General features: G+C 68.6%; 24 protein-coding genes and 1 pseudogene. 16 read left to right on the forward strand and 9 right to left on the reverse strand.

Going from position 1 to position 22,954, the window contains the following annotated elements; genetic code table 11:
- A partial coding sequence (locus R2707_14575; GenBank protein MEZ5246324.1) for an ATPase, T2SS/T4P/T4SS family occupies window positions 1-842 on the reverse strand: 842 nt, incomplete at its 3' end.
- 124 nt (window positions 843-966) lie between these two features.
- On the opposite strand from R2707_14575, the gene R2707_14580 reads away from it, so the two are divergent.
- Entirely contained in the window at window positions 967-2,670 is a 1,704-nt protein-coding gene (locus R2707_14580) for an ATPase, T2SS/T4P/T4SS family (GenBank protein ID MEZ5246325.1), read from the forward strand.
- Between the two features lie 87 nt (window positions 2,671-2,757).
- Here the strand turns inward: R2707_14580 and R2707_14585 are convergent, their stop codons facing one another.
- The 4 genes from R2707_14585 to R2707_14600 form a co-directional block, all read right to left on the reverse strand.
- Window positions 2,758-3,621: an HDOD domain-containing protein gene (locus R2707_14585; GenBank protein MEZ5246326.1), complete on the reverse strand. Its 864-nt coding sequence runs from the start codon at window positions 3,619-3,621 to the stop codon at window positions 2,758-2,760.
- Window positions 3,622-3,706: 85 nt separating this feature from the next.
- The gene (locus tag R2707_14590; protein MEZ5246327.1) at window positions 3,707-4,732 is read right to left on the reverse strand and encodes a hypothetical protein; all 1,026 of its coding nucleotides are present in this window, start codon (window positions 4,730-4,732) and stop codon (window positions 3,707-3,709) included.
- Window positions 4,729-5,262: a hypothetical protein gene (locus tag R2707_14595; protein MEZ5246328.1), complete on the reverse strand. Its 534-nt coding sequence runs from the start codon at window positions 5,260-5,262 to the stop codon at window positions 4,729-4,731. The genes R2707_14590 and R2707_14595 overlap by 4 nt, the downstream gene beginning before the upstream one ends.
- Window positions 5,259-5,819 carry a hypothetical protein gene (locus R2707_14600; GenBank protein ID MEZ5246329.1) on the reverse strand — a complete coding sequence of 187 codons (561 nt, stop codon included), beginning with the start codon at window positions 5,817-5,819 and terminating at the stop codon, window positions 5,259-5,261. The genes R2707_14595 and R2707_14600 overlap by 4 nt, the downstream gene beginning before the upstream one ends.
- Window positions 5,820-5,917: 98 nt before the next feature.
- Here R2707_14600 and pilM point away from each other — a divergent pair, with 98 nt between their 5' ends.
- The 4 genes from pilM to R2707_14620 are packed head-to-tail and all read left to right on the forward strand — an operon-like array spanning window position 5,918 to window position 9,898.
- Complete coding sequence (gene pilM, locus R2707_14605; protein MEZ5246330.1) at window positions 5,918-7,537, forward strand: pilus assembly protein PilM; 1,620 nt, start codon at window positions 5,918-5,920, stop codon at window positions 7,535-7,537.
- Window positions 7,537-8,172 (forward strand): hypothetical protein, encoded by a 636-nt coding sequence (locus R2707_14610; protein ID MEZ5246331.1) that lies wholly within the window; start codon window positions 7,537-7,539, stop codon window positions 8,170-8,172. Before pilM ends, R2707_14610 begins: the two co-directional genes overlap by 1 nt.
- Window positions 8,169-8,408, forward strand: coding sequence for a hypothetical protein (locus R2707_14615; protein ID MEZ5246332.1), 240 nt, complete (start codon window positions 8,169-8,171; stop codon window positions 8,406-8,408). The genes R2707_14610 and R2707_14615 overlap by 4 nt, the downstream gene beginning before the upstream one ends.
- Window positions 8,405-9,898: a diguanylate cyclase gene (locus R2707_14620; GenBank protein ID MEZ5246333.1), complete on the forward strand. Its 1,494-nt coding sequence runs from the start codon at window positions 8,405-8,407 to the stop codon at window positions 9,896-9,898. The genes R2707_14615 and R2707_14620 overlap by 4 nt, the downstream gene beginning before the upstream one ends.
- 12 nt (window positions 9,899-9,910) lie before the next feature.
- Here the strand turns inward: R2707_14620 and R2707_14625 are convergent, their stop codons facing one another.
- The 3 genes from R2707_14625 to R2707_14635 form a co-directional block, all read right to left on the reverse strand.
- Window positions 9,911-10,462, reverse strand: coding sequence for a hypothetical protein (locus R2707_14625; protein MEZ5246334.1), 552 nt, complete (start codon window positions 10,460-10,462; stop codon window positions 9,911-9,913).
- Window positions 10,459-11,031 (reverse strand): hypothetical protein, encoded by a 573-nt coding sequence (locus R2707_14630; GenBank protein MEZ5246335.1) that lies wholly within the window; start codon window positions 11,029-11,031, stop codon window positions 10,459-10,461. Before R2707_14630 ends, R2707_14625 begins: the two co-directional genes overlap by 4 nt.
- Window positions 11,032-11,092: 61 nt before the next feature.
- Window positions 11,093-12,601: a GGDEF domain-containing protein gene (locus tag R2707_14635; GenBank protein ID MEZ5246336.1), complete on the reverse strand. Its 1,509-nt coding sequence runs from the start codon at window positions 12,599-12,601 to the stop codon at window positions 11,093-11,095.
- Window positions 12,602-12,736: 135 nt separating this feature from the next.
- Between R2707_14635 and R2707_14640 the strand changes: the two genes are divergently transcribed.
- The 11 genes and pseudogenes from R2707_14640 to R2707_14690 all read left to right on the forward strand — a co-directional run bounded on the left by R2707_14640 (window position 12,737) and on the right by R2707_14690 (window position 22,184).
- Entirely contained in the window at window positions 12,737-13,627 is an 891-nt protein-coding gene (locus R2707_14640; protein ID MEZ5246337.1) for a FliM/FliN family flagellar motor switch protein, read from the forward strand.
- Window positions 13,624-14,283 (forward strand): flagellar motor switch protein FliN, encoded by a 660-nt coding sequence (gene fliN, locus R2707_14645; GenBank protein ID MEZ5246338.1) that lies wholly within the window; start codon window positions 13,624-13,626, stop codon window positions 14,281-14,283. The genes R2707_14640 and fliN overlap by 4 nt, the downstream gene beginning before the upstream one ends.
- Window positions 14,283-14,720 carry a flagellar biosynthetic protein FliO gene (locus R2707_14650; GenBank protein MEZ5246339.1) on the forward strand — a complete coding sequence of 146 codons (438 nt, stop codon included), beginning with the start codon at window positions 14,283-14,285 and terminating at the stop codon, window positions 14,718-14,720. The genes fliN and R2707_14650 overlap by 1 nt, the downstream gene beginning before the upstream one ends.
- Window positions 14,721-14,772: 52 nt before the next feature.
- The gene (gene fliP / locus R2707_14655; protein MEZ5246340.1) at window positions 14,773-15,609 is read left to right on the forward strand and encodes a flagellar type III secretion system pore protein FliP; all 837 of its coding nucleotides are present in this window, start codon (window positions 14,773-14,775) and stop codon (window positions 15,607-15,609) included.
- A 74-nt stretch (window positions 15,610-15,683) separates the two neighbouring features.
- Window positions 15,684-15,953: a flagellar biosynthesis protein FliQ gene (fliQ, locus tag R2707_14660; GenBank protein ID MEZ5246341.1), complete on the forward strand. Its 270-nt coding sequence runs from the start codon at window positions 15,684-15,686 to the stop codon at window positions 15,951-15,953.
- Between the two features lie 26 nt (window positions 15,954-15,979).
- Window positions 15,980-16,738 carry a flagellar biosynthetic protein FliR gene (locus R2707_14665; protein ID MEZ5246342.1) on the forward strand — a complete coding sequence of 253 codons (759 nt, stop codon included), beginning with the start codon at window positions 15,980-15,982 and terminating at the stop codon, window positions 16,736-16,738.
- 3 nt (window positions 16,739-16,741) lie between these two features.
- The gene (locus R2707_14670) at window positions 16,742-17,917 is read left to right on the forward strand and encodes an EscU/YscU/HrcU family type III secretion system export apparatus switch protein (GenBank protein MEZ5246343.1); all 1,176 of its coding nucleotides are present in this window, start codon (window positions 16,742-16,744) and stop codon (window positions 17,915-17,917) included.
- 43 nt (window positions 17,918-17,960) lie between these two features.
- The gene (locus R2707_14675; protein ID MEZ5246344.1) at window positions 17,961-19,214 is read left to right on the forward strand and encodes a DUF222 domain-containing protein; all 1,254 of its coding nucleotides are present in this window, start codon (window positions 17,961-17,963) and stop codon (window positions 19,212-19,214) included.
- A 10-nt stretch (window positions 19,215-19,224) separates the two neighbouring features.
- A pseudogene (locus tag R2707_14680) lies at window positions 19,225-19,488 on the forward strand (HIT domain-containing protein).
- Window positions 19,489-19,614: 126 nt separating this feature from the next.
- Window positions 19,615-21,282, forward strand: coding sequence for an acyl-CoA synthetase (locus R2707_14685; protein MEZ5246345.1), 1,668 nt, complete (start codon window positions 19,615-19,617; stop codon window positions 21,280-21,282).
- The gene (locus R2707_14690; protein MEZ5246346.1) at window positions 21,279-22,184 is read left to right on the forward strand and encodes an SDR family NAD(P)-dependent oxidoreductase; all 906 of its coding nucleotides are present in this window, start codon (window positions 21,279-21,281) and stop codon (window positions 22,182-22,184) included. The genes R2707_14685 and R2707_14690 overlap by 4 nt, the downstream gene beginning before the upstream one ends.
- 10 nt (window positions 22,185-22,194) lie before the next feature.
- Here R2707_14690 and R2707_14695 read toward each other — a convergent pair whose 3' ends face one another.
- Window positions 22,195-22,947 (reverse strand): enoyl-CoA hydratase-related protein, encoded by a 753-nt coding sequence (locus tag R2707_14695; protein MEZ5246347.1) that lies wholly within the window; start codon window positions 22,945-22,947, stop codon window positions 22,195-22,197.
- Window positions 22,948-22,954 lie beyond the last annotated feature (7 nt).

Consider the following 22,954-nt stretch of genomic DNA (forward strand, 5'->3'; position numbering starts at 1 on the left):
GCTGCGGTCAGCGCTGCGGCGATCGTCTCCGTGTCGCGCATCTCGCCGATGACGATGACATCGGGGTCCTGGCGGAGCGCCTGACGCAACCCGCTGGGGAAGTTCGATGCATCGTCGCCGATCTGGCGTTGGGTGACGAGGGCGACCGGTGTCGTGTAGCGATACTCGATCGGGTCCTCGAGGGTGATGACGTGCACGGCGCGGTGACCGATGACCTGTTCGATCAGGGCGGCGATCGTCGTGGTCTTCCCCGATCCGGTCGCGCCCGTGAGGAGGAGGAGCCCTCGTGGCGCGCCGGCGAGATCGGCCACCGCAGGGGGAAGCCCGAGGGCCTCGAGCGACGGAACGGTGTCGGGGAGAATGCGGAACGCCCCCGCCAGCCCGTCGTCGCGGCGGTACAGGTTCATGCGCACCCGGGTGCCCGATCGAAGGGCGATGACACCGTCGACGCTGCCGTCGTCGCCCAGCCGGCCCCTGCCGGTGACGGCGAGCGCCGATTCGAGAATCGTCGCGAGGTCGGCCGGCGTGAGTGCGTCGATGTCGGTGAGCGGGCGGATCAGACCGTCGTGTCGGAGGCTGGCACCCGAACCGGTCGAGAGGTGGAGGTCGCTCGCGCCGCGACGCTCGGTCAGCTCGAGCAGGGCGCGCAGTCGAGGATCGACGTCCCTCGGGGGCGCCGGGCGGGCGGTGGCCGGTTCGGGAGCGGTTGCGGCCGCGGCGACCGCAGCCAGTTCGTCCTCGAGCCAGGAGCGCGCGTCGTCGTCGAGGCCCCGCTCGTAGTGGGCGTGCTCGAGGCTGCTCGTGGGTGTGGCCGAGTCCGGCCGGTCACTGTGGCGCGACACCAGGGACCTCCTTCGAATCACGGCAGTGTCGGCACGTTGCCGGTCGGCATGACGCCGAGCAGAGGTTTCATGTTCCGAGGGCGGCGCTCTCATCGCGCGGCCGAGGGTGACGACACTGTGCGCGATGTCCACGATTCCCACTGTCGCGACCCGCCGCCGACTCGGCGAGATCCTCGTCGACCTCGAGTTGGTCACCGAGGAGGAGCTGTCGCGCGCGCTCGCGACACAGCGGGTGCAGGGCAAGCGTCTCGGCGAGGTGTTGCTCGAGGAGGGACTCATCCCTCCGACGGGCCTGCTCCGTGCGCTCGCCGAGCAGTTCGGCCTCGACTATCTCGAACTCGACGGTGCACCCGTCGACCTGGAGCTCGTCCAGCGGATCCCGGCCTCGATCGCCGAGCGGCATCGCGCGGTGCCCGTCGCGGCCGATGGGGACGTGATCGTCGTCGCGATGGCCAACCCGGTCGACGTGGTGGCGAAGGACGACATCCGCAACATCCTGAGTGCCCCCGTCCGCACCGTGCTCGCCGATCCCGAACAGATCAGTCGGGTCATCGCCAGGGGCGCCTCCGCCGACAGCAAGGTGCGCGAGGTGCTCCTCGCCGCGGCCGACGATGTCGACGACGTCCCGATGGTCACGAGCTCGGCGGGCGACCCCGGTGCCGATGCGCCGATCGTGCGCTTCGTCGACCTGCTCCTCGCCAAGGCGATCCAGGAGCGAGCTTCGGACATCCACGTCGAGCCGTCGGGGTCGGGACTCCGCATCCGCTTCCGCATCGATGGGGTCCTGCACGACGCACTGGACCCGCCGCCCAGTCTTCAGGCCGGTCTTCTCGCCCGCATCAAGGTCATGACCGGACTCGACATCGCCGAGCGCCGGCTTCCCCAGGACGGTCGAGCCAGCGTCCAGGCGGGCGACGAGCGGGTCGACATCCGCGTCGCCACCGCGCCGACGGTCCACGGCGAGAGCGCGGTCCTGCGGATCCTCCGCACGGATGCAGCACTCGCGTCGATCGATCGGGTCGGCCTTCTCCCTCCCCAGCTCGCGCCCCTCCAGTCGGCCCTCGATCATTCGTGGGGCATCGTTCTCGTCACCGGGCCGACCGGTTCGGGAAAGACCACCACGCTCTACGCCGCACTGCAGCAGCTGAACGACCCGGCTCGCAGCATCGTGACCGTGGAGGACCCGGTCGAGTACCGACTCGACGGACTCAAGCAGGTCCAGGTCAACACCAAGGCCGACCTGACGTTCGCTCGTGTGCTGCGCTCCTTTCTTCGCCTCGACCCCGACATCATGCTGGTCGGCGAGATCCGCGATGCCGAGACGGCGCAGATCGCGGTCGAGTCGTCGTTGACCGGGCACCTCGTACTGTCGAGCGTCCACACCAACGGTGCGGCGTCCGCGCCGGTGCGGCTCGTCGAGATGGGCGTCGAGCCCTACCTCGTCGCGGCGTCCATCCGTGCGGTCACGGCGCAGCGACTGGTCCGCCGGGTCTGCACCGCGTGTGCGGTGCCCGAACGACTCGATCCGGCCCTGGTGGCAGCGATCGGCTTCCCGCTCGATCTGGTCGAGGAGGACGGCTCCGTCACGATTCGTCGGGGACAGGGTTGTGAGCGTTGCGCACGGACCGGGTTCCGTGGTCGTCTGGCGATCCACGAGGTCATGCCCTGGTGCGACGAGCTCAGCGATCTGGTCGTGCGTCGTGCGCCGGTGTTCGAGGTCCACAACGCCGCAGTCGCGGCCGGCCTCATGCCGATCCGCGAGGCGGGTCTGCGCCAGGTGATCGCCGGGCTGACCACGCCCGAAGAAGTTCTCGCCGCTGCGGGCTGAGTCCCGGCGAATCCAGCTCCTCGGAGCGAGTCGCGCCGCCGGCCGACATCGACGGCCGGCAGCAGCCGGGGGTCGTGAGGAGCGGACTCAGTCGGTGAAGCTCGCGACGACGTCGCTGGCGAGTTCGGCGGTGGTCGCCACGAGCGACGGCAGCTTCGAGGCCGCGATCCCGACGGCGGCCGCGTGCACCTCGGCGTCGACGAGCCACGGAGAGACGTCGTCCTCTTCCGGGTCGTCGGACAGGTCGTCGACGGCGTGGGCGAGATGATCGGCGAGCATCAGGGCGTGGGTGAACGAGTCCGCCGACGTGGCGTGATGCTGCATGAGCGCAGTCTGGACGCTGACCGGAAGGCCCCACGTGCGGACGACGACGCCGCCGACCTCGCCGTGGTCGATACCCAGTACCTGGCGTTCGGCCTCCCAGACGCCGATGCCGTCCATGGCCGCCGCATCGACGATCGAGTCGGTGAGCGCGGGCGGGAGACACTTGGCGATCACGATCTTGCCGACATCGTGCAGGAGGCCGGCTGTCGAGATCATCGGCGCGACGGGTTGGGTCGCCGCCTTCCTGATGACATCGCCGGCCACCGACGCGGTCACGGCATGACGCCACAGGTCGTTCGGGCCGAGCCCGTACGCGGGCACGGCCCCGGAGAGGCGACTCTGCATCGTGCGTCGCATCGCGATCTCCACGATCGCGTTGGCACCGATGCGGGCGGCGGCCTGCTTGAGATCGCCGATCACCGAGCGCGAGGCCGACATGACCGAGTTCGCACGGATCAAGACGTCGGCGGCAAGGGCGGGATCGTGGGTGATCACGTCGACGATCGCCGCGGCGTCGTAGTCCGATGACGAGACCAGGCTCATCAATCGGGAGATGGATGCCGGGAGCGGCTCGATCGTGTCTGCTGCCGCGATGATGTCGGTCCGGCTGATCAGTGCGCTGTCCATCGGTTCCCTGCTAGTCGAGAGTTCTGTCGTTCCAGTGTCGGCCTCAGCGGCCTCGGGTTGAGCCTTTCGGCCACTTCGCGCCGTGTCATGGTCGGGTTGTCCGCCACTCGGTGATCCGCCACCCACCGAAGCCGAGCGCGACGAGATCGTCGCTCCACCTGCCGGTCAGCTCCGATCCGTCGGCGCTGCGCAGCGTCCCTACGGCGATCGTGCCCTCCCAGCGCAGTCCGTCCGTGCGGAGCCCACCGTCGGAGCCGGTGAGAATGCCGTGGAACTCGCTCTTGCGCGCGGTGACCGCCGCGTCCGAGCGCGAATCGGTGCGGATGAAGAAGTCGGCGGGCGAACCGCCCACGTTGACGACCGCGCCCTCGAGTACCAGCTCGACGTCGGCACCGAAGGAGAGCGTCACCTGGCCGTCGGCGGCCACCTCGCCCGTGATCACGATCGATCGGGGCGACGCGCAGATGTAGTCGTAGCCTCCGGCGAGTTTCCCCGTGATCGCGCCGTCGACGGCGGGGCAGGGGGCCTTCGGGAGTTCCGGGGGCGCGATGGCGATGTCGGTCGGTTCGACCTCGATCGGGTTCGAGCAGCCGTTGCACTGCGCCGACGGCCCGATCAGTTCCTGTACGTCGCCGAGCGACCGACCGGCGAACGTCGCCTCGCCCCTGATGCCGACCCTGCCCTCGACGAGTCCGCTGAGCGGTCCGGTCTTCGCGTCGTTCACGACCAGGGTGTAGGGCGACAGTGGTTCGCGGGACACGATGATCTGTCCTGCGATCCGGTCGTCGTCGGTCCTGGCGTCGATTCGAACGGTCCAGCGTTCGTCGCCGGGCGTGGCCACGAGCGACCACCGGCCGCCGGTCGCCGTGCCCGAATCGGTGAACTCACGGGTTGCTCCGGCCACGATCTCGGCCCAAGCCTCGGCGACGGCGATCTCGATCAGCTGGTCGCCTTCGGTCCGGTCGACGAGCCGTTCGGCTCGACGTACTTCGGCCTGGGCGTTGGCGAGGAGGGCCGCTCCGAGCAGGGCGACGAGGGCGAGCGCCGCCACGGCGATGAGCAGCGCGGCGCCGCGGTCGGTGGCGGGAGAGCGGTCGGGTGCGCGCCTCATGCACAAGCCCCCGCGTCGTTCTCGACCCGAAGGGCGCTGGCGCGAACGGCCGTCCAGTCGTCGCCGACCAGCGTCAGCTCGACGAGTCGAGTGCACCACCGGACGGCGTTCGCGTCGTCGGGGTCCACCTTCGATCCGTTGGCCCCCTTGAGGATGAACCCGCTCGAGTCGTCGAGTCCGACCGCCATCGTCCTCGGTGTCGGACGCGGATCGGCGACGCGGAGCAGTGTCTCGCCCTTCACGTACCAGGCCACCTTGGCCGAATCGGAGACGAGGGTCACGGCGGTCACTCGCCCGCGGCTGGTCATCACCTCGACATGGCCGGCCTCGCGTACGTCGCGGGAGAAGAGGTCGGCGGCCAGCGCGACATCCGGCTCGATCGTGTCGTCGGGGGTGGCGCGGGCGGCGCTGGTCATCAACTGGGCGAGCAACCCGGCCGCCATGGCCGCGAGCAAGACCCCGACGACGGCCTCCACGAGCGTGGTGCCGCGGTCGCCGCCGGCGCCGGTCGGAGCGGTCCTCCGCCTCATCGCGACACTGCGGCGTCGGGTCGTCGGAGCGCGCTGTCCAGCCGGAGTCGGGCGGTTCGTTCGCCCTCGGCCCACTCCACGATCACGATCGCGTTGCGCCAGGCGGCGCTCCCCGGGTCGGTGATGTGTGTGGTGACGGTGAACTCTCGACCGTCTCGGACCTGGTCGACACGGGCAGGAACGCCGCCCTTGCCCTGCACCGTGGGTCGTCCTTCGAAGTCTCGCAGCGCGCCCTTGCTCTCGGGGTCGATCGCTGCGGTGTCCCATGGCCGCAGCCGCAGTTCCTCGAGCGAGTTGGTCGCGAGCTCGAGGGCGATCTCGCGATGGGCGACCGTGGCCTCGGTGCGCGCCGAAGTGACCGAAAGCCGTCCCCAACTGATGACGGCGATCGCCACGAGGGCCAGCGCGACCACCGCTTCGAGGATGGACCGACCGGCGTCGTCGCCGACCGCCGTGGTCGCACACGGAGTGGTGAGCCGGTTCACCGCCGCAGCATCGGGTCGTTGGTTCGAGAGCGCATGATCCGAACGGGCCATCGCGGTCGGCCCCGAGGTCATCTTCTTCGAATCGCCGCACTTCCGTCCGTTTCGAGCTGATGTCGGTCAGAAGCATGCCGACACTCGTCCCGATCCAACGCGGAAGGAGGTTGCCCGGCATGCACAGACGTCGATCCCGCTCGACCAACATCGTCGGCGTCGTGCTCGACGGCGACGTCATTCGGGGAACCCAGATTCGTCACGGCATCGCCCATCCCCGGTCGGTGCAGTGTGCGGAGATCGCGATCGATCCGGCGATCACCGACCATGGTCGTATCGTCGACCACGAAGCGTTCTCCGTTGCCCTGCGGTCCCTGTGGAAAGAGGGCGGTTTCCGGACCCGCCACGTGGCCTTCGGCATCGACGGCCGTGATGCGACCTTCCGACGCCTCGCCGTCCCGACCACGCTCGCCGACGACGTGGTCGACGCGGCGCGCTACGAGCTGAGCACCTATCTCCCCTATCCGCTCGACGAGGCGATCACGACGGTGCAGGAGGTGGCACGCGACGAAGAGAGTGTCGATGTGGTCGTCGTCGCGGTGCGGCGCCGCACGGTCGAGGACCTCGCCGACGCGGTGGCCCAGGCCGGCTTGAAACTCCGCGACGTGACCCTCTCGTCGACTGCGCTCGGCATCGGCGCCTCCGGCTCCTCCGACAGCACCATCGTCAGCGTCGACGGGGCCAGCACGACGATCGTCGTCCGCCGCAACGGGAGGGCGACGGTCACCCGCGTCCTGACCGGTGGCGGTGGTGACCGGTCCGTGCAGGCGGCGGACGAACTCGAAGAGGCGTTGGCCAGCGTCGATCAGTTCCGTCTCGGCCTCGGTGCCCGCGTGGCGGAGAACACCGATCCGCGGGTACGCCGCTTCCGGACCGTGGCCGAAGAGGTCGCCGCGGCGATTCGTTTCGAGGAGTCGCAGCAGCACGGCGACGCACTCGGACTCGGGGTCGAACTCACGGGCGCGTACGGTGCCGACGAGACGCTGGTGTCGTTGATGGCGGCGGGTGTCGACGCCCCCGTCTCGGTCGTCGACACGCCGAGTTGGTGGCCGGCGCAACACTCCTTTGCCGCATTCATGACCGCAGCCGGCGTCGCGCTCGGCTCGTTCGACCGGGTGCCCGGCATCGTGCACCTCGACGTGCCCTCGATCACCGAGCGAGACCGCAAACGTCGCGATCTCAGGGTGGGCATCATCGCCGGAGTCCTCGCGCTCGTCCCGGTCGTGCGTCTGGTCGAGACGGCTCGTGCCGACGCGGACATGGCCGACGAGCGGGCGACGGCCGCGGAGGTGCAGGCCGACGTGCTCGCGGCACAGGCCGACACGTTCGACGAGATCTCCGAGCTCTACGCCGATGTGCAGGTCCAGCGCAGTGTTCGCGTCGACGCCCTCTCCGGCGAAGTGTGGTTCCAACGGGTGCTCGACGAAGTAGCCGAGACCATCCCCGATGAGACCTTCCTCACCGGGCTGACGCTGCGGCGTCCGCTTGCAACTTCGCTGGGTGAGCAGGAGGACGCGACGGCGACCTTCAGCGGCGTCGCCCTGGACCAGGGCGGAGCCGCGCAATGGTTGCTCGCCGTCGAATCCCTCGACCTGATCGACGATGTGTGGCTCGTCCAGTCCACGGCATCCGTCTACGGAGAGAACGAGCTACCGGTGGTGGCGTTCGTGGGGGAGGGGAAGCTCACCCCTGACGCGGCGACACCTCGTTCGCTCGGCCTCGACGAGGAGGCATCGTGATGTCGTCTCGGCTTCTCCGCCTGGCCGGGCCGGCTGTCGCGGTGGTCGTCGTCGGCGCCGCGATCGGATGGTTCCCGGCCCGATCGGATGCATCGCAGGCCGAGGCGCGGACCGAGTCCGCCCTCCGGCTGGTCGACGATCTGACCTGGGAGATCGACGACCTCGACGTTGCCGTCTCGTCGGTCGATGAACTGCGCGACGAACAGGCGCGTCACGCGGCGGAGGTTCCCCCGGATCTTCAGCTGGCCGAGTTCATCCTCGACCTCGAGGCCCTCTCGATCGAGGTGGGCATCGACCTGGTCGACATCATCCCGACGTCGACGCTGAACTCCTTCGACGATCTCGCAACGCCGGTGGGAACGTCCAGCGTCATCATCGCCGTGGCGCTCAACGGCGGTTTCGCCGAGACAATCCGGTTCCTGGACGGACTGTCGCATCTTCCCCGTCTCGTCGTGGCCGAGGCGATCGCGGTCGGGTTCGATGAGGTGAGCGGCACGCTCGCGATCGATCTCGAGCTGCGGGTCTTCACCACCGACGAACTCGTCCCGGTCGACGACGAACTCTTCGATGAGTTCGACGATGCCGGTCTGGACGAGTTCGACGATGTCGGCATCGACGAGGGGAGCGTCTCGTGAGCGGTTCACGGATCTTCGTGGTCGGCGGGCTCGTCGCCGCGGCATGGATGGGTCGCGGGCTGGTGATGCCCGACGAAGGGTCGGACGTCGAGCCGCCCGCGCCGGTCGGCCGCTATGTCGAGGCCGAACCGGTGGATGTGTCATGGGAACCGACGCCCGACGTCCGCGACCCCTTCGCACCGCTCGTATTGCCGGGTGATGCGCCGGTGGACGCGGAGAACCCCACAGTCGGATGACCGATTCGGAGGTGAGCCTCCCGCCGGTGGCGGTGATGGGCCGGGACGACCCCGACGAGGAGCCTCGCGGCTATCACCTCGAACTGCACCCGGACGACGCCGAGGGCCTCGACGCGCTGATCGCCCACGTCGACGTCGAGGACGCGCACGCGATCCTGCGCTGGTCCGACGGCGATCGATGGCGGCTGGTCGAACACCGGGTCGATCGGCGGTTGGCCGACGGGTCGACGCTGCTCACCCGGGCCGATGTGACGCTTCGGGAACAGCTCCGCGAGCGCGCCGGGCGAGACGACGCGTACTGGCGGGCCGTCCTGCGCAACGGCCACGAGTCGATTGCGGTCGTCGAACCGGAGGGATTCACGATCACCCACGCCAGTGATCACCTCGCGTCGCTGTTGGGCGTCGCATCGGACGAGCTACGCGGGAGCCGCGCGCTCTGGCATGTCGATCCCCGCGACCTTCCCGAGGTCCGCCGCCTGTTCGAGAAGGCAGCCGGCGAGGACGGGCCCCATTTCACCGAGCTCCGCCTCCGTCGCCCTCAGGGCGAGCCGGTCTGGATGGAGGCGGTGTTGAGCGATGCGACGGCCGACCCAGCGGTGCGGGCCTATGTGCTCAACCTGCGGGAGATCGGCGACCGCAAGGCCGCGGAGGAGCAACTCCGTTCGAGCGAGCACCTCTTCCGGATGCTCGTCCACCATCTGGCCGACGGAGCGTTCGTGGTCGACCACACCGGTCACATCGCGTTCGTGAGCGAACGAGCGGCCGAGGCCGTCGGGCGCACTGTCGAGGGCTTGCGCGGTGCTCCGGTTCCGCTCGTGTCGACACCCGAAGGACTCGAGCTGGTCTCCCACGATCCCGTCGGGCCGCCGGTTCCGCTCTCGCAACTGCCGGCGGAAGTGCGCGGGCCGCGTGGCCGGTGGTTCCACCTCACCGGTCACGACCTCCGTGACGACCCCATCGTCTCGGGTTGGATGGTCGTGTTGCGCGACATCACCGACGGCAGGGTGCGGGTCGAGCGGCTTCGGCGGGAGGCCTCCCAGGACCCGCTCACCGGCCTTCTCAATCGGCGGGGGCTCGAGAGCCGAGTGGCGGACCATCTCGAGCGGGGCCGCTCGGTCGGTCTCGGCTATCTCGATCTCGATGGCTTCAAGGCCGTGAACGACGTCCACGGCCATGCCGCGGGCGACGCGCTGCTCTGCAGCGTCGCCGAACGGTTGCGCCGCTGTGTGCGGCCCGGCGACGAGGTCGCTCGATTCGGCGGGGACGAGTTCGTCGTCGCCTTCGTCGATCTCCCGTCGGATGGCGAACTCGTCGAGATGACGAACCGTGTCGTCCGCTCGGTCGCTGGTACCTATGCCACCGCCCACGGCCCGGTCGACATCGGCGTGAGTGCCGGTTGGAGCGTCGCCGGCGCGGGCATCGAGGTGGCCGATGCGCTGGCTCGGGCCGATTACCGCATGTACGAACAGAAGCGACGCCAGCAGTCCTGACGACGGTGTCGGTCAGGACGCCAGCGGTGCGGAGTCGTCGTCCGCCGGTCCCGCCGCGTCGTCATCGTCGTTCTCGAGATCGACCCCGACGCTGAGCGCCTCGCCCCATTCGTCGTGTGCTTCGGCGGCATCGGCCGACGGCGTGTCGTGGTCTGCGGAGCCCGCGGGAGCGCCGAGCGCCTCGGGGAGGACCTCGCCGTCTCGGGACACGATCTTGACGCGTCCGAGAATGGTGGTCGCGGTGACCTCGATGCGAGGGAGCGCCGAGACGGGACCCGGTTCGACCTCACACGCGGCGCGGGCGAGAAACGAGGTGCCGTCGAGAACCACGAGGGTGCCGGGCGGAACCACGAGGCTCACCGTGCCGAGGATGCAGGTCACGGACATCTCGACGGTCGGGCGCCCCGTCGTCTCGACCAACCGCAGATCGAAACTGGAACGGCCGAATGCGGTGAGCACGTCGACTTCGTCGCTCAGGTGCCATCGAGCCGTTCTGTGGGTCGAGCCGAACAGCGTGCGGATGTTGCTGTAGGTCGCTTCGCCGGGCTGCATGTCGTCGCTCATGCGATCGCCGCCGCGTCTCGGGGTGTCGCAGCAAGATGCTCGGACAGGTACGTGACGATCTCCTGACTCGACCGGTGGTGTGCGATGTCGCCGGGTCCGCATTCGAGGGGACTGACCACTCGAGCCCCGCGTTGGGCGAGGAGACGGAGCGTGGGGGAGTTCGGCTCGGTCTCGTCGATGACGACGGCGAACACCCGGGAACCGAACTCGACCCGCAGGGAGTGGTAGAGCTTGCCGAGTGACGGCATCGTGGCCGGCGCGGTGCTCTCATCGCCGCTGAGCTCGAAGCGGCCGTCTCGGATGTAGGTGTGACGATTCGGGGGAGAGATCCACAACGCCGCGTCGTCGAGCAGCGCGCCGTGTGTCGCCCAGCGAGAGCGCACGCCGTCGATGTGCGTCTGCAGGTGGTCGATCGACGCGCCGCGCACGCTGACGACGACGGGGCATCGCAGCTCCGGCAGCTGATCGAGCAGCGCGATGGCGCCGGTCAACCCGACCGGGCCGGCGCCCGCGATGAGCACGACTCGGATCGATGTGTGGCTGGTCGGCTGCACGGGGAACGCGTCCATGTCCTTGGCCTCCTTCAATCCCAGCATCGGAGTGGGCGGCGGCCACATGAGGGCGCGGGAGTCACTGCACCGGGGCAACCGCGAAGCGATTGCGACCCGCTTCCTTTGCCACGTAGAGCGCCCGGTCGGCGGCTTCGTACAGGGTGGTCGCGGTGTTCTCGTCGACATCGGCGGTGGACGCGACCCCGATGCTCACGGTCACGGGGAGGGGACCCACACAGGTGTCGAACGGCGAACTGGCGACGCACTTGCGGAATCGCTCCGCGGCGAGCTCGATCTCGTCGGGGTCGGTCACCGGGATGACGATCACGAACTCCTCGCCGCCGACTCGTGCCGCATACTCGTCGCGACGGGTGTGGAGACTCAAGCGGGCCGCGAATCCCCGCAAGACGTCGTCGCCGGCCTGGTGTCCGTGGGTGTCGTTCACCGACTTGAACTTGTCGAGATCCATCATCAGGAGGCCGAGCGACGTCGGCTGCGGGCGACGGAGCCGCGAGTTGATCTCGCGGCTCAGGGTCTGCTCGAAGGACCGACGGTTGGGGAGCTGGGTCAACGGATCGGTCAGCGCCTCGGTCGCGAGTCGTTCGTTCTCCGAAGCGAGTGCCTCGCTGCGAGACTCCTGGGCCGAGAGCGCGGCGACCATGTCGAGCGACATCCGGGCGAGCTCACCCTTGGCGCGGGTGAGGAGTTCGCCGACGGGCATGTGGGTGAGGGCGTCGGTCTTGAACATGGTGGCGATGTCGTCGACCGCGGCCGCAGCTCCGGTCAGGAACTCGTCGACGCCGCCCTCGTCGAGCTGCAACTGCGTCTGCGCGCTGAGCTTGAAGGCCGTGAGGGCAGCGGGTCCCTCGGCCTCGTCTGCGGTCAGGAAGCGAGCCGCGGCATCCGCCACCTGGAGGATCCGGGCGATCGCACCGGCCGGGCCTTCGAGCGTGTGGGGATCGTCGGTGTGGCGGATCGCGTCGGCGAGCAGCTCCGGGAGACCCCAACCCTCCAGCACCTGGGCGGCCACGTCATTGCTCGTCACGCCGAGTGTCGCGAGCTCGTCGGCGCCGTCGATCCACGGCGCGTCGCCACGGAGCGCCACGTATCGGGGCTCCGTCTCGAGGACGAGCTTGCCCATGTTGCCGAGCAGGCCGGCGATGAAGCACTCGTCGGCGAGGCGCCGCTGGTATGTGTCGGCCAGCATGCGGGAGAGGGCCGACTTGATGAGGGTGTGACGCCAGAGACGCTGGCCGAGAGCGTCGCCTTCGTCGGGTCGGGTCACCACCGAGAAACTCAGCGAGAGCAGCTTGACGGTGCGCAACCCCAGAACGGCGGCGGCACGGCTGAGGCTCGTGACCTCACCACCCATGCCGTACATCGCCGAGTTGGCGACCCGCAGCATCTGGCTCGAGAGCCCGGGGTCGCGGCTGATCACCCGGCCGATGTCGTCGAGGGTGGCGCGGTCGTCGTCGGCCAGGCGGAGCACCTCGAACGCCACGGGGGCGAGGGTCGGCAGGTCGCCGAATCGGGCGATCGCGCCAGCGGCGTCGACGGGATCCGCAGTCGTGGTCTGAAAGCTGTTCATCGGCCGGCAGCATCGGCGGTCGGCAGCGGTGTATGAGCGCGCCGACTGGGCCGAACGGCCCATTTGCGAAGGAGTGCCCTTCGCCATCTCATATCGGCGAGCAAGCGCACGAACCTGTGTCCCGTGGGTAACTCGATGGGGAGAAGCGACGTGGCGCCGTACGACTTCGGCGTTCCGCAACGTCTGGGGCGAGAGGCGGCCGGCGGTCTTCGTCGTATCCACGAATCGATCGCCCGGGACCTCGAGCAGGTACTGGGTGCGCTGTTCGAGCACGACGTCCGCGGGTCGGTCGTGAGCCTCGAGCAGACCCGCTACCAGCAGTTCATCGATTCGCTGCCGGCCCGCACCTATCACGGCATCGTCTCGTCTGATGCGCTCGATGGCGATTGCGCGATCCTGCTGCCCGGTGCCACCGCCCTGCGCCTCGTGGACTGCATGCTCCGCACGACCAAGGGTCCCGAGCGGAACCTCACCATCGTCGATGCCTGCCTCATCGAGGACTACCTGCCCCGCATCCTCGACGTGATGACCGCGGCCTTCCGGCCGTATCACCCGCTCGGGTTGGAGTTCGCCCGCAGCGAGTTGAACAACCAGCTGGTCAAGCTCGTTCCGGGGGAGGACGCCGTGGTCGTCCTCGAATTGCTCTTCACGTTCGGCGACGACGACATCACGATCATCATCTGCTATCCGCAGGAAGCGATCGTGCCGATCCTCGCGTCGCTCTCCGACCTCGAACGGGAGGCGACCGCCGAGGCCCTCGTCCGTTCCTCCCCGATTCGCCGCAGCATCCTGCGTGTGCCGATTCCGGTCACCGTGGCGCTACCGACCACGACGATCGCCGCCGGCGACATCAGCGCGCTCAAGGTCGGCGACGTCCTGCAGACCGGTATCGACGCCGACACGGCCCCGATGTTGATGATCGCGGGTCGTCCCACCCTCATCGTTCGACCGACGGTGCGTCGCAATCGACTTGCGTGCGCCGTGGTCGGCGAGCCCAGCAGTTCCACGAAAGGACTTCTGTCATGACTGACACGACAACGGACGGGGTCGACCTCGGCCGCCTCGCTGTCATCGGGGAGAGTTTCGTCACACCCGACAACGGCACCACGGTCAATGTCGCTGCAATGGACACCGCGCCGGAGCTCCGCCCCGACTTCCGGAGCTGGGAGTTCCTCACCTCGTCGGCGCGGGTGGTGCTGGTCGACGTCTCCGACGGTCTCGGCCATCCGGCCGGCGTGCTCGAACACTTCGCCGCGTCGCTCGGCGTCCAGCCCGCCGAGCTCGGCAGCACGGACACCGCCTCGGCCCACGGTTCGGTGCTCGTCATCGAAGGCGCCCAGGGCCCTGCGCTCGTCGGCTTCGTCACCGAAGCTCCTCCTGCGCCGACCAACGAACGCCGCCACCTCGACGAGGACGACTTCGCCGGCGGGCTCCTCTCGCTCGGCGTGCTCCGCGAGGTTCCGCTCGAAGTCAGCGCCGTCCTCGGCCACACCCAGCTCTCGGTGGCGGAGATCCTCCAGCTCACGGTCGGGTCGATCGTCGAACTCGACCGCACCGCCGGCGCCCCCGTCGACGTGGTCGTCAACGGCGCGCTGATCGCTCGCGGCGAGGTCGTCGTGATCGAGGACGAGTACGGCATTCGGATCACCGAGATCGTCGGTCGGATCGACGACGCCCTCTGATGACCGCTCCGCTCATGCTCGCCGACGTCTCCGTGATCTCGATGGTGTTCCGCCTCGTGGTCTCGTTGGGCATCGTCCTGGGCATGATCGCCCCGCTCGCGTGGGCCGCCAAGCGACCCAAGGGGCTGGGCCTCGGCTTCGGCGCCAAGGGAGCCATCACGGTCCGCAGCCGTGAACAGCTGGGGAGAGCGACCACGGTCGCGCTGCTCCAGGTCGGGGATCGCACGATCCTCGTCGGTGCCAACGAGCACACGGTCGAAGTGCTGGCAGAGGGCGATGACCTCTTGCCGTCCGAGCCGGAGCCGACGGCTTCGGACTCGGAGAATGTTCAGACAGCCGACGACAGGACGTCGTCGATGGTTGCACCGGACGGCGCAACCCCACCAGGGATGAATCTGATCGAGATGCTCCGGGAATGGTCCGTCCGCCGTACCTGACCCGGTGACCCGCCGCGCCCGCTTGCGGGCCGATTGCCGCCACCGGTCGCCGGTGACGGTCATCTTGGCGTTCGCGATCGCATTCGCGGCGCTGTGGATGGCTGCGCCGGTCGCCGCGCAGGATGTCCCCGCGCCGCCGGAGATCGAGCTGCCGGTGGCGGTCGTGCCCGGTCAGGACGCGCCCGCTCCGACCGACGGAAACGGCGACAGCATCTCGCTGAACATCGACCTGGGCGGTGAAGAAGACGGCGCCGTACCCAGCGAGTCGGTGGTGTTGATCATCGGCCTGACATTGCTGAGCGTCGCGCCGTCGCTGGTCATCATGCTGACCAGCTTCACCCGCATCGTGATCGTGTTCTCCCTCGTGCGGAACGCGCTCGGCGTGCAGAGCGTGCCGCCCAACCAGGTGGTCGTCGGACTCTCGCTGTTCCTCAGCATCTTCATCATGGGCCCCACGCTCAAGGCCATGAACGAGGACGGGCTCCAGCCCTACCTGGAGGGCGAGTTGACCCAGGCAGAGGCCTACGACGCCGCAGTCGAGCCGCTGCGCGAGTTCATGTTCGCCAACGTCGGCACCGACGAGCTCGAGCTGATGCTGGCCGCGGAAGACTCCGCGGTCGCTCCGGAAGGTCCCGAGGACGTGTCGATGTCGGCGCTCGTGCCGGCGTTCATCCTCTCCGAACTCAAGACCGCCTTCATCATCGGTTTCGTCGTCTTCATGCCGTTCCTGGTCATCGACCTGGTCGTCAGCTCGGTGCTGATGTCGCTCGGCATGATGATGCTGCCGCCGGTCTTCGTCTCCCTGCCGTTCAAGATCCTCCTGTTCGTGATGGTCAACGGCTGGGTCCTCCTCGCCGAGACGCTCATCACCAGCTTCAACACGACATAGGCGTGCGCGCGCCCGCGCGCGCCCTCTTTTCGATTCCCCCGACCCACTGTTCGCAACGAAACCGGAGTTCCCCAATGGATGACACGATGGTCCTCGAGATCGCCTCTCAGGCGATGATGGCGGCCGCCAAACTCGCGGCCCCCGTGCTGCTCACCTCGCTGTTGGTGGGTCTGCTGGTCGGTCTCGTCCAGAGCGCCACACAACTCAACGAGCCCACGCTGGCGTTCGTGCCGAAGTTCATCGCGGTGGGCGGCGTGCTGCTGCTCAGCGGCGGTTGGATGATGCAGGAGATGATCTCGTTCACCGAGGGGCTCTTCGACAGCATCCCTCGTCTCGTCGCGTGATCGTCCAGGGCTGAGTCGACGATCCCGTGATCGAAGGTCAACTGTCGCTCGAGGCGCTGGTCGCGTTCTTGTTGGCGATGGTACGAACCGTTGCGTGGCTGTCCACTGCGCCGCCGTTCGCCGGCGCGGTGCTGACGCCGCGTATCCGGGTGGCCCTCTCGGTGGGGCTCGCCTGGTTGATGGCGGATCGCATCCCGATGGCCGACGTCGATCTCGGCATCGGCTCGCTGGTGTTCGTGATCGGCTATCAGGTCTTCATCGGCGCGGCGCTCGGGTTCGTCATCCGTCTCTATTTCGTCGCGTTCGAGGTGGCGGGTTCGTTCATCGACTTCGCCAGCGGCCTGTCGATCGGTGCCGTGTACGACCCGTTGTCGGGCTCGCAGAACGCGCCGATCGCCCGCTTCTACGGGCTGATGGCCACGGTGCTGCTGTTCGTCGGCGGCGGCCACCTGTTGATCCTCAACGGCTACATGCGTTCGTTCGATGCCGCCCCGTTGTCGGGGCCGACCCTGGATCATCTGGGCAGCGTCCTGGTCGAAGGGCTGGGCGTCTTCTTCGTCGCCGCGCTCGAGATCGCGTTCCCGATCGCGGCGGTACTGCTCATCACCGAGATCGGGCTCGCGTTGTTGGCCCGGGCGGCGCCGCAGGCCAACGTGTTGATGCTCGGTCTGACCGCCAAGGCCCTCGTTCTCGTCCTGCTGCTCGGCACGGGGCTGGCCGTATTGCCGTGGGCGGTCGACAATCTGGCGGACCGGGCCACCCGCGCCGCGATGGGACTGTGGTGACCCATGGCCGGTGACAAGACGTCGAAGACCGAGAAGCCGACCGAGAAGAAGAAGAAGGACTCCCGCAAGGAGGGTCAGGTCGTCCGGTCGCAGGACCTCGTCCCGTGGCTCCTGGTGGTCTCGGCGACGTTCATCATGCCCGCCTACCTCGGGACGGCGGGCGACGTCCTCTCCGCTCGGTTCGCCCAGGTACGGACCGTTGCCGCCGATCCGAGCCCGCAAGCGGCGTCCGCACAGCTCAGCGGGGCCCTCGGCGACATCTTCCAGCTCTGTCTCCCGATCCTGATCGGCGCCGCGTTCATCGCCCTGGTCGCAACGCTCGGCCAGACCGGCTTCATGCTGAGCTCGAAGGCCATGAAGCCCCAGTTCAAGCGCCTGAATCCGGTGGCGGGACTCAAGCGGATCGCGTCCCCTCGGGGGCAGTGGGAGGCGGTGAAGGCAGCGTTGCGACTCGCGATGGTGGCGATGGTCGCCATCCCGCTGGTGATGGGGGTGGCCGACGATCTCACCGGCCGGCCGCAGTTCGAGATCGGCGCCTCGTTGGCCTACCTCGGTGGGAAGCTCATCGACCTCGCCCGGCTCGTCGGCGTCCTGGGTCTGCTCATCGCCGCGCTCGACTACGCCATGCAGCGTCGAAACCACCTGCGCGACCTGAAGATGTCGAAGCAGGAGATCAAGGACGAACACAAGCAATCCGACGGTGACCCCCACATCAAGGGGCGGATGCGACAGGCGGCGCGCCAGATGTCACGCAATCGGATGTTGGCGAACTCCGCACCGGCCACCGTGATCGTGGTCAACCCGACCCACTACTCCGTTGCGTTGCGCTACGACGAGGCGATCGGCGTGCCGGTCGTCATCGACAAGGGTGTCGGTGCCAAGGCCCTCAAGATCCGAGCGGACGGGCTGGCCCGTTCGGTGCCGGTGGTGGAGTGCCGTCCGCTGGCTCGGGCCCTCTTCCGGGTGTGTGATGTGGGGACACCGGTGCCCAACGAGATGTTCCAGGGTGTGGCCGTGCTGCTGGCCTTCGTGCATCGCCTGGGCGCTCGTCGTTCGCTGGGTGGCGTGCACCTGATGCCGTTCGACATCGAGGCGCTGGCCATACCCGAGAAGACCCGCAAGCTCGACGAAGCGCGGATGCTGGCCGAGGCAAGGATGATGGCCGAGACACCGGCCTGAACGGGCGGAAGCGCTGTCACAGGGGCGGCGTAGTATCGAACGTATGTTCGGTTCCGAGGTGGGTTTCGATGCGGATGTGGCAGCCGCAGAGATCGCGCGGCTCGAGCGTGAAGCGCGGCGGCTCGATGCGCAACGGATCGCCTTGTTGGATCGCATCGACCGGTCCGGCGTGTTCGTGGCCGACGCGCACTTCTCGGCCAAGACGATGATGCGCCTCCATGCCCACCTGTCGGGGCCCGAGGCGACCCAGCGCGATCGGGTGATGAAGTGTCTGCGGGATCTGCCGGCGGTGGCCGAGTGCTACGCCGACGGGCTGGTCGGCACCGACCAGGTGCGGCGCATCGCCGCGGTCTGGGCCAACCCGCGGGTGCGTGAATACGTGGCGGTGTGTGAAGACGAGTTCCTGCTCGCGGCCCGGCAGATGGAGTTCGTCGAGTTCGACGCGTTCTGTGTCGAGTGGGTCAACCGGGTCGATCAGGACGGCGCGCAGGACAAGGCCAACCGGCGCTGGCGACGCCGCTCGATCGACACCGTGCAGGACTTCAACGGGTTCTGGGACCTCCGCGGCCGCATGATGAGTGTCGACGGCGCCCAACTCGACGAAACACTCGACCGGTTGGTCGACGCGTTGCGCCTCGCCGACATCGAAACCGCCCAAACCGAACACGGCGACAACTGGCGCCAACACCTCCCGCGCACAACAGCGCAGCTGCGCTACGACGCCTTCATGCAACTCGTCCGCCGCGGCGCCGCGGTCGGCCCCGACAGCCAACCCCTCGGCACCTGCACCGACCTCGTCATCGACGACACCACCTACGAGCACCACGCGGCCCGCCTGGCCGGCGCGGACGCGCCGCCGATCGATGCGACCGACCGCAACCGGTTCTCCCGTACCATCGACGGCCGCTACGTCAACCCCGCCGAGATCGTCGCCCACTCACTCGTCGACCACGTCCGCCGCGTCGTCGTCAACACCGCCGGAGTCGTCATCGACCTCGGCCGCCGCTCACGGCTCTTCACCGGCAACGCCCGCGACGCCGCCCTGCTCACCGAAGCCTCCTGCTACTGGACCGGCTGCTGGATCCCCGCCTCCAAATGCCACATCGACCACCTCACCCCGTGGCGTCGACACGGCAGAACCAGCCCCGCCAACGGGGCACCCGGCTGCGGGAAACACAACCGCACCAAAGAACACGGCTTCCACACCTGGCGCACCGAGTCCGGCGAATGGAAACTCACCCGCCCCGACGGCACCCCCATCCCCGACCACCTCACCCACTGGCCCGACGCCGCCTGAAACACCGGCGAGCATCGCGCACGAATCGGACCGCATCCTCGCGTTCATGGACATCGACCCGGTGACGCCCGGCCACCTGTTGGTGATCCCGAGGGCGCACCATGCCGATCTCGCCGATGTGGACCCGGCGGATGCGGTGGAAATGATGGTGGTGGCACAACAGTTGAACGTCGCCGTTCGTGCGAGCGAACTCGCACCGCTGGGCGTCAACCTGTTCTACGCCGACGGCGAGGAAGCCGGTCAGGAGGTGTTCCATGCCCATCTCCACATCATCCCCCGCGACGAGGGCGATGGATTCGGGCTCACGATTCGACGCGACCCTGCGCCCTCGCGAGCCGAACTCGATCGACTGGCCGGGCTGATCACACCGCCAGGCGGCCGGGAACCTAGATTCCCCAGGGTGAGCTTCGACGCCAACATCGCGACGGTCTTCGAGCGGATCGCGGCGCGGATCCCCGACCGGGAGGCGGTGATCACCCCCGCTCGGCGGCTCACGTTCGCCGAGGTCGACGATCGAGCGAACCGCCTGGCCAATGCCCTCATCGACGCGGGCGTCGGCTGCCACACCGAGCGGGAAGAGCTCGAACCGTGGGAGTCGGGACAGGGCCATGTGGCGCTCTACCTCCACAACGGGCCCGAGTACCTCGAGGGCATGCTCGCCGCCTGGAAGGCACGCGGGGTCTCGCTCAACGTCAACTACCGCTACGTGGCCGAGGAACTGATCGGTCTGCTGACCGATGCCGACGCGAAGGCGATCGTGTACCACGCCTGCTTCGCGCCGGTGATCGCCGAGATCCGGCCGCACCTCCCGTCGCTGGCCACCCTGATCCAGGTGGCCGACACGAGCGGCGAGCCGCTGCTGGAGGGCGCCGTCGACTACGAGACGCTGCTCGCCGAGTCGTCGGCGGAGCGACCCGACCTCGAGCGTTCACCCGACGACCTCTACATGGTCTACACGGGAGGCACGACCGGGCTTCCGAAGGGCGTGCTGTGGCGCCAGGCCGACATCTGGGTCGGCGCGATGGGCGGCGCCGACCCCCGCAACGGCGAGGAGTTCGACAGCTACGAGGCCGTGGCCGAATCGGCCGCCGAGGAGCGGGTGTTCCCCTACCTCATCGCCGCGCCGCTCATGCACGGCGGCGGCCAGTGGCTGGCCTGGCTCGGGTGGATGGGCGGCGATCCGGTGGTGTTCGGCCATGTCGTCGACCGGCTCGATCCGGCCGATGTCCTGCAGACGATCGAGCGGGAGAAGTGCTCGTTCATGATCGTGATCGGCAACGCCTTCGGGCGGCCGATCCTCGACGAGCTCGACCGCGCCGTCACCGCGGGCACGCCCTACGACATCTCGTCGCTGAAGGTCCTCGCCACCGGGGCCGCGGCGATGACCACCGGGGTGAAGGAGGAGTTCCTCGCCCATCGACCGGGGCTGCGCATCATCGACTCGATGGGCGCGTCGGAGAGCGGCACCCAGGGGCGCAACGTCAGCACCGACAAGGGCGAGATCGAGGCCGGGGTGTTCGAGCCCGGACCCGGGACGGGGATCATCTCCGACGACATGACCGCGCCCGTCCCACCTGCGCCCGGCGCGTCCGGTTGGCTCGCCCGCTCCGGCCGCATCCCGCTGGGATATCTCGGCGACGCCGACAAGACCCGTCGCACCTTCCCGACCATCGACGGTGTGCGCTACTCGGTGCCCGGCGACCGGGCGGAGTGGTTGGCCGACGGACGACTCAAGCTGCTGGGGCGCGACTCGGTGTGCATCAACACCGGCGGCGAGAAGGTCTTCGTCGAGGAGGTCGAGGCGGTGCTGCATGCGCATCCGGCCGTGCGCGACGCCGTGGTCGTCGGCCGACCGAGCGAACGCTGGGGCAACGAGGTGTGCGCGGTCGTGTCGACCTCGTCACCGGTCACCCGCGAGGAGTTGATCGAGCACTGCGACGGGCATCTCGCGCGCTACAAGCTTCCGCGTACAGTGATCGCCGTGCCGGAAGTGGTTCGTGGACCCAACGGCAAGGCCGACTATCGATGGGCCGCGGCGATCGCGGCTGGAGAGAGGGAAGAACCATGAGCGAGCTTCGATTCGACGAGCGGGTCGCGATCATCACCGGCGCCGGCAACGGGCTCGGCAAGGCTCACGCCCTCGAGCTCGCCCGCCGTGGCGCGATAGTCGTCGTCAACGACCTCGGCGGCGCGGTCGACGGCGAAGGCAACGACTCCAGTGCGGCCCAGCTCGTGGTCGACGAGATCACCGCGGCCGGCGGCATTGCCCTCGCCAACACCGACTCGGTGACCGATCCAGCGGCGGCGAAGGCGATGGTCGAGAGCGCAATCGCCGAGTTCGGCCGACTCGACATCGTGGTCAACAACGCCGGCATCCTGCGCGACAAGGCGTTCCACAACTCGACCCTCGAGAACTGGCAGGCCGTGATCGACGTGCACCTGACCGGTGCCTACAACGTGACGCTGCCGGCCTTCCAGCACATGCGCGAGGCCGGCTACGGCCGCATCGTGATGACCTCGTCGCCGGCCGGGCTCTACGGCAACTTCGGCCAGACCAACTACTCCTCGGCCAAGATGGGCCTCGTCGGCTTCGCCCGGGCGATCAAGCAGGAGGGCGGCCGCAAGGGCATCCACGCCAACGTGATCGCGCCGACGGCCGACACCCGGATGACCGAAGGGCTGCTCGGATCGATCGCCGACGACTCCCAGCCCGAGCACATCACCGCCGTGGTCGGCTACCTCTGCCACGAGAGCTGCGAGCTCAACGGCGAGATCCTCGCCTGCGCCGCGGGCCGGGTCGCCCGCGCCTTCGTCGGCGTCACCCCCGGCATCTTCGACCGCGACCTGTCGATCGACACCGTGGCGGCCAACATCGACGAGATCATGAACGAGGACGGCTACACGGTGCCCGACAACGTCGGCGACGAGATGAAGCTGATCCTCGAGGGGCTCAAGGCCAACCCGCGTTAGACCACCACGGTCATCGCCCGGTCCACTCCGGGTCGCGCTTCTCGAGGAACGCGGCAACGCCTTCCTTCATGTCGTCCGAGGCCATCACCTCGGCGACGCCGCGTGCGGTGGCCGACCAGCCCTCGTCGTCGGTGCCGCGCAGCACGGCGTCGATGGCCTGGAGGGTCTGCTGCACCGACACCGGAGAGTTGGCCGCGATCTGCTCGGCCAAGCGGACGGCCTCGTCGAGCGCCGTGCCCTTGGCGACGACGCGGTTGACGAAGCCGAGCTGGGCGGCGCGATCGGCGGAGATCTCGGCGCCGGTGAGCAACAGCTCCTTGGCGACGTTTGGGGGCATGAGCCGGGCGGCCCGGAACAGCGCGCCACTGTTGGCGATCACGCCCCGCTTCACCTCGGGAAGTGCGAACCGCGCGTCGTCGGCGGCCACGACCATGTCGCTCGCCATGCAGAGCTCGAAGCCACCACCGAACGCCAGCCCCTCGACCGCGGCGATCATGGGCTTGGTTCGGCGCCGACGGATGACGCCGTACTCGCCGCCGCGTTCGGTGGGACGACCCGGGCCGTCCTTCAGGTCGGTGCCGGCGCAGAACAGGTTCGGCCCGCCCGTGAGAACGACCACCCACTGATCGGGGTCGTCCTCGAAATCGTTGAACGCTGCGTCGAGCCCTGCGGCGACATCGCGGTTGATCGCGTTGCGCTTGTCCTCGCGGGTGATCGTCACGATCGTCACCCGACCGCGGGCTGTCACATCCACTACTTCCATGAGTGCC

The organism is Acidimicrobiales bacterium (assembly GCA_041394245.1).
Classification (GTDB): Bacteria; Actinomycetota; Acidimicrobiia; order Acidimicrobiales; family Aldehydirespiratoraceae; genus JAJRXC01.

Bases quoted from the DNA above. Each gene is read 5' to 3' on its own strand.
- R2707_14690 (MEZ5246346.1), top strand. From the start codon at position 21,279: ATGAGCGAGCTTCGATTCGACGAGCGGGTCGCGATCATCACCGGCGCC.
- R2707_14585 (MEZ5246326.1), bottom strand. From the start codon at position 3,621: ATGGACAGCGCACTGATCAGCCGGACCGACATCATCGCGGCAGCAGAC.
- R2707_14625 (MEZ5246334.1), bottom strand. From the start codon at position 10,462: ATGAGCGACGACATGCAGCCCGGCGAAGCGACCTACAGCAACATCCGC.
- R2707_14580 (MEZ5246325.1), top strand. From the start codon at position 967: ATGTCCACGATTCCCACTGTCGCGACCCGCCGCCGACTCGGCGAGATC.
- R2707_14695 (MEZ5246347.1), bottom strand. From the start codon at position 22,947: ATGGAAGTAGTGGATGTGACAGCCCGCGGTCGGGTGACGATCGTGACG.
- fliN (MEZ5246338.1), top strand. From the start codon at position 13,624: ATGACTGACACGACAACGGACGGGGTCGACCTCGGCCGCCTCGCTGTC.
- R2707_14635 (MEZ5246336.1), bottom strand. From the start codon at position 12,601: ATGAACAGCTTTCAGACCACGACTGCGGATCCCGTCGACGCCGCTGGC.
- pilM (MEZ5246330.1), top strand. From the start codon at position 5,918: ATGCACAGACGTCGATCCCGCTCGACCAACATCGTCGGCGTCGTGCTC.
- R2707_14675 (MEZ5246344.1), top strand. From the start codon at position 17,961: ATGTTCGGTTCCGAGGTGGGTTTCGATGCGGATGTGGCAGCCGCAGAG.
- R2707_14610 (MEZ5246331.1), top strand. From the start codon at position 7,537: ATGTCGTCTCGGCTTCTCCGCCTGGCCGGGCCGGCTGTCGCGGTGGTC.
- fliQ (MEZ5246341.1), top strand. From the start codon at position 15,684: ATGGATGACACGATGGTCCTCGAGATCGCCTCTCAGGCGATGATGGCG.
- R2707_14640 (MEZ5246337.1), top strand. From the start codon at position 12,737: ATGGGGAGAAGCGACGTGGCGCCGTACGACTTCGGCGTTCCGCAACGT.
- R2707_14620 (MEZ5246333.1), top strand. From the start codon at position 8,405: ATGACCGATTCGGAGGTGAGCCTCCCGCCGGTGGCGGTGATGGGCCGG.
- R2707_14600 (MEZ5246329.1), bottom strand. From the start codon at position 5,819: ATGACCTCGGGGCCGACCGCGATGGCCCGTTCGGATCATGCGCTCTCG.
- R2707_14595 (MEZ5246328.1), bottom strand. From the start codon at position 5,262: ATGAGGCGGAGGACCGCTCCGACCGGCGCCGGCGGCGACCGCGGCACC.
- R2707_14630 (MEZ5246335.1), bottom strand. From the start codon at position 11,031: ATGGACGCGTTCCCCGTGCAGCCGACCAGCCACACATCGATCCGAGTC.
- R2707_14670 (MEZ5246343.1), top strand. From the start codon at position 16,742: ATGGCCGGTGACAAGACGTCGAAGACCGAGAAGCCGACCGAGAAGAAG.
- R2707_14590 (MEZ5246327.1), bottom strand. From the start codon at position 4,732: ATGAGGCGCGCACCCGACCGCTCTCCCGCCACCGACCGCGGCGCCGCG.
- R2707_14650 (MEZ5246339.1), top strand. From the start codon at position 14,283: ATGACCGCTCCGCTCATGCTCGCCGACGTCTCCGTGATCTCGATGGTG.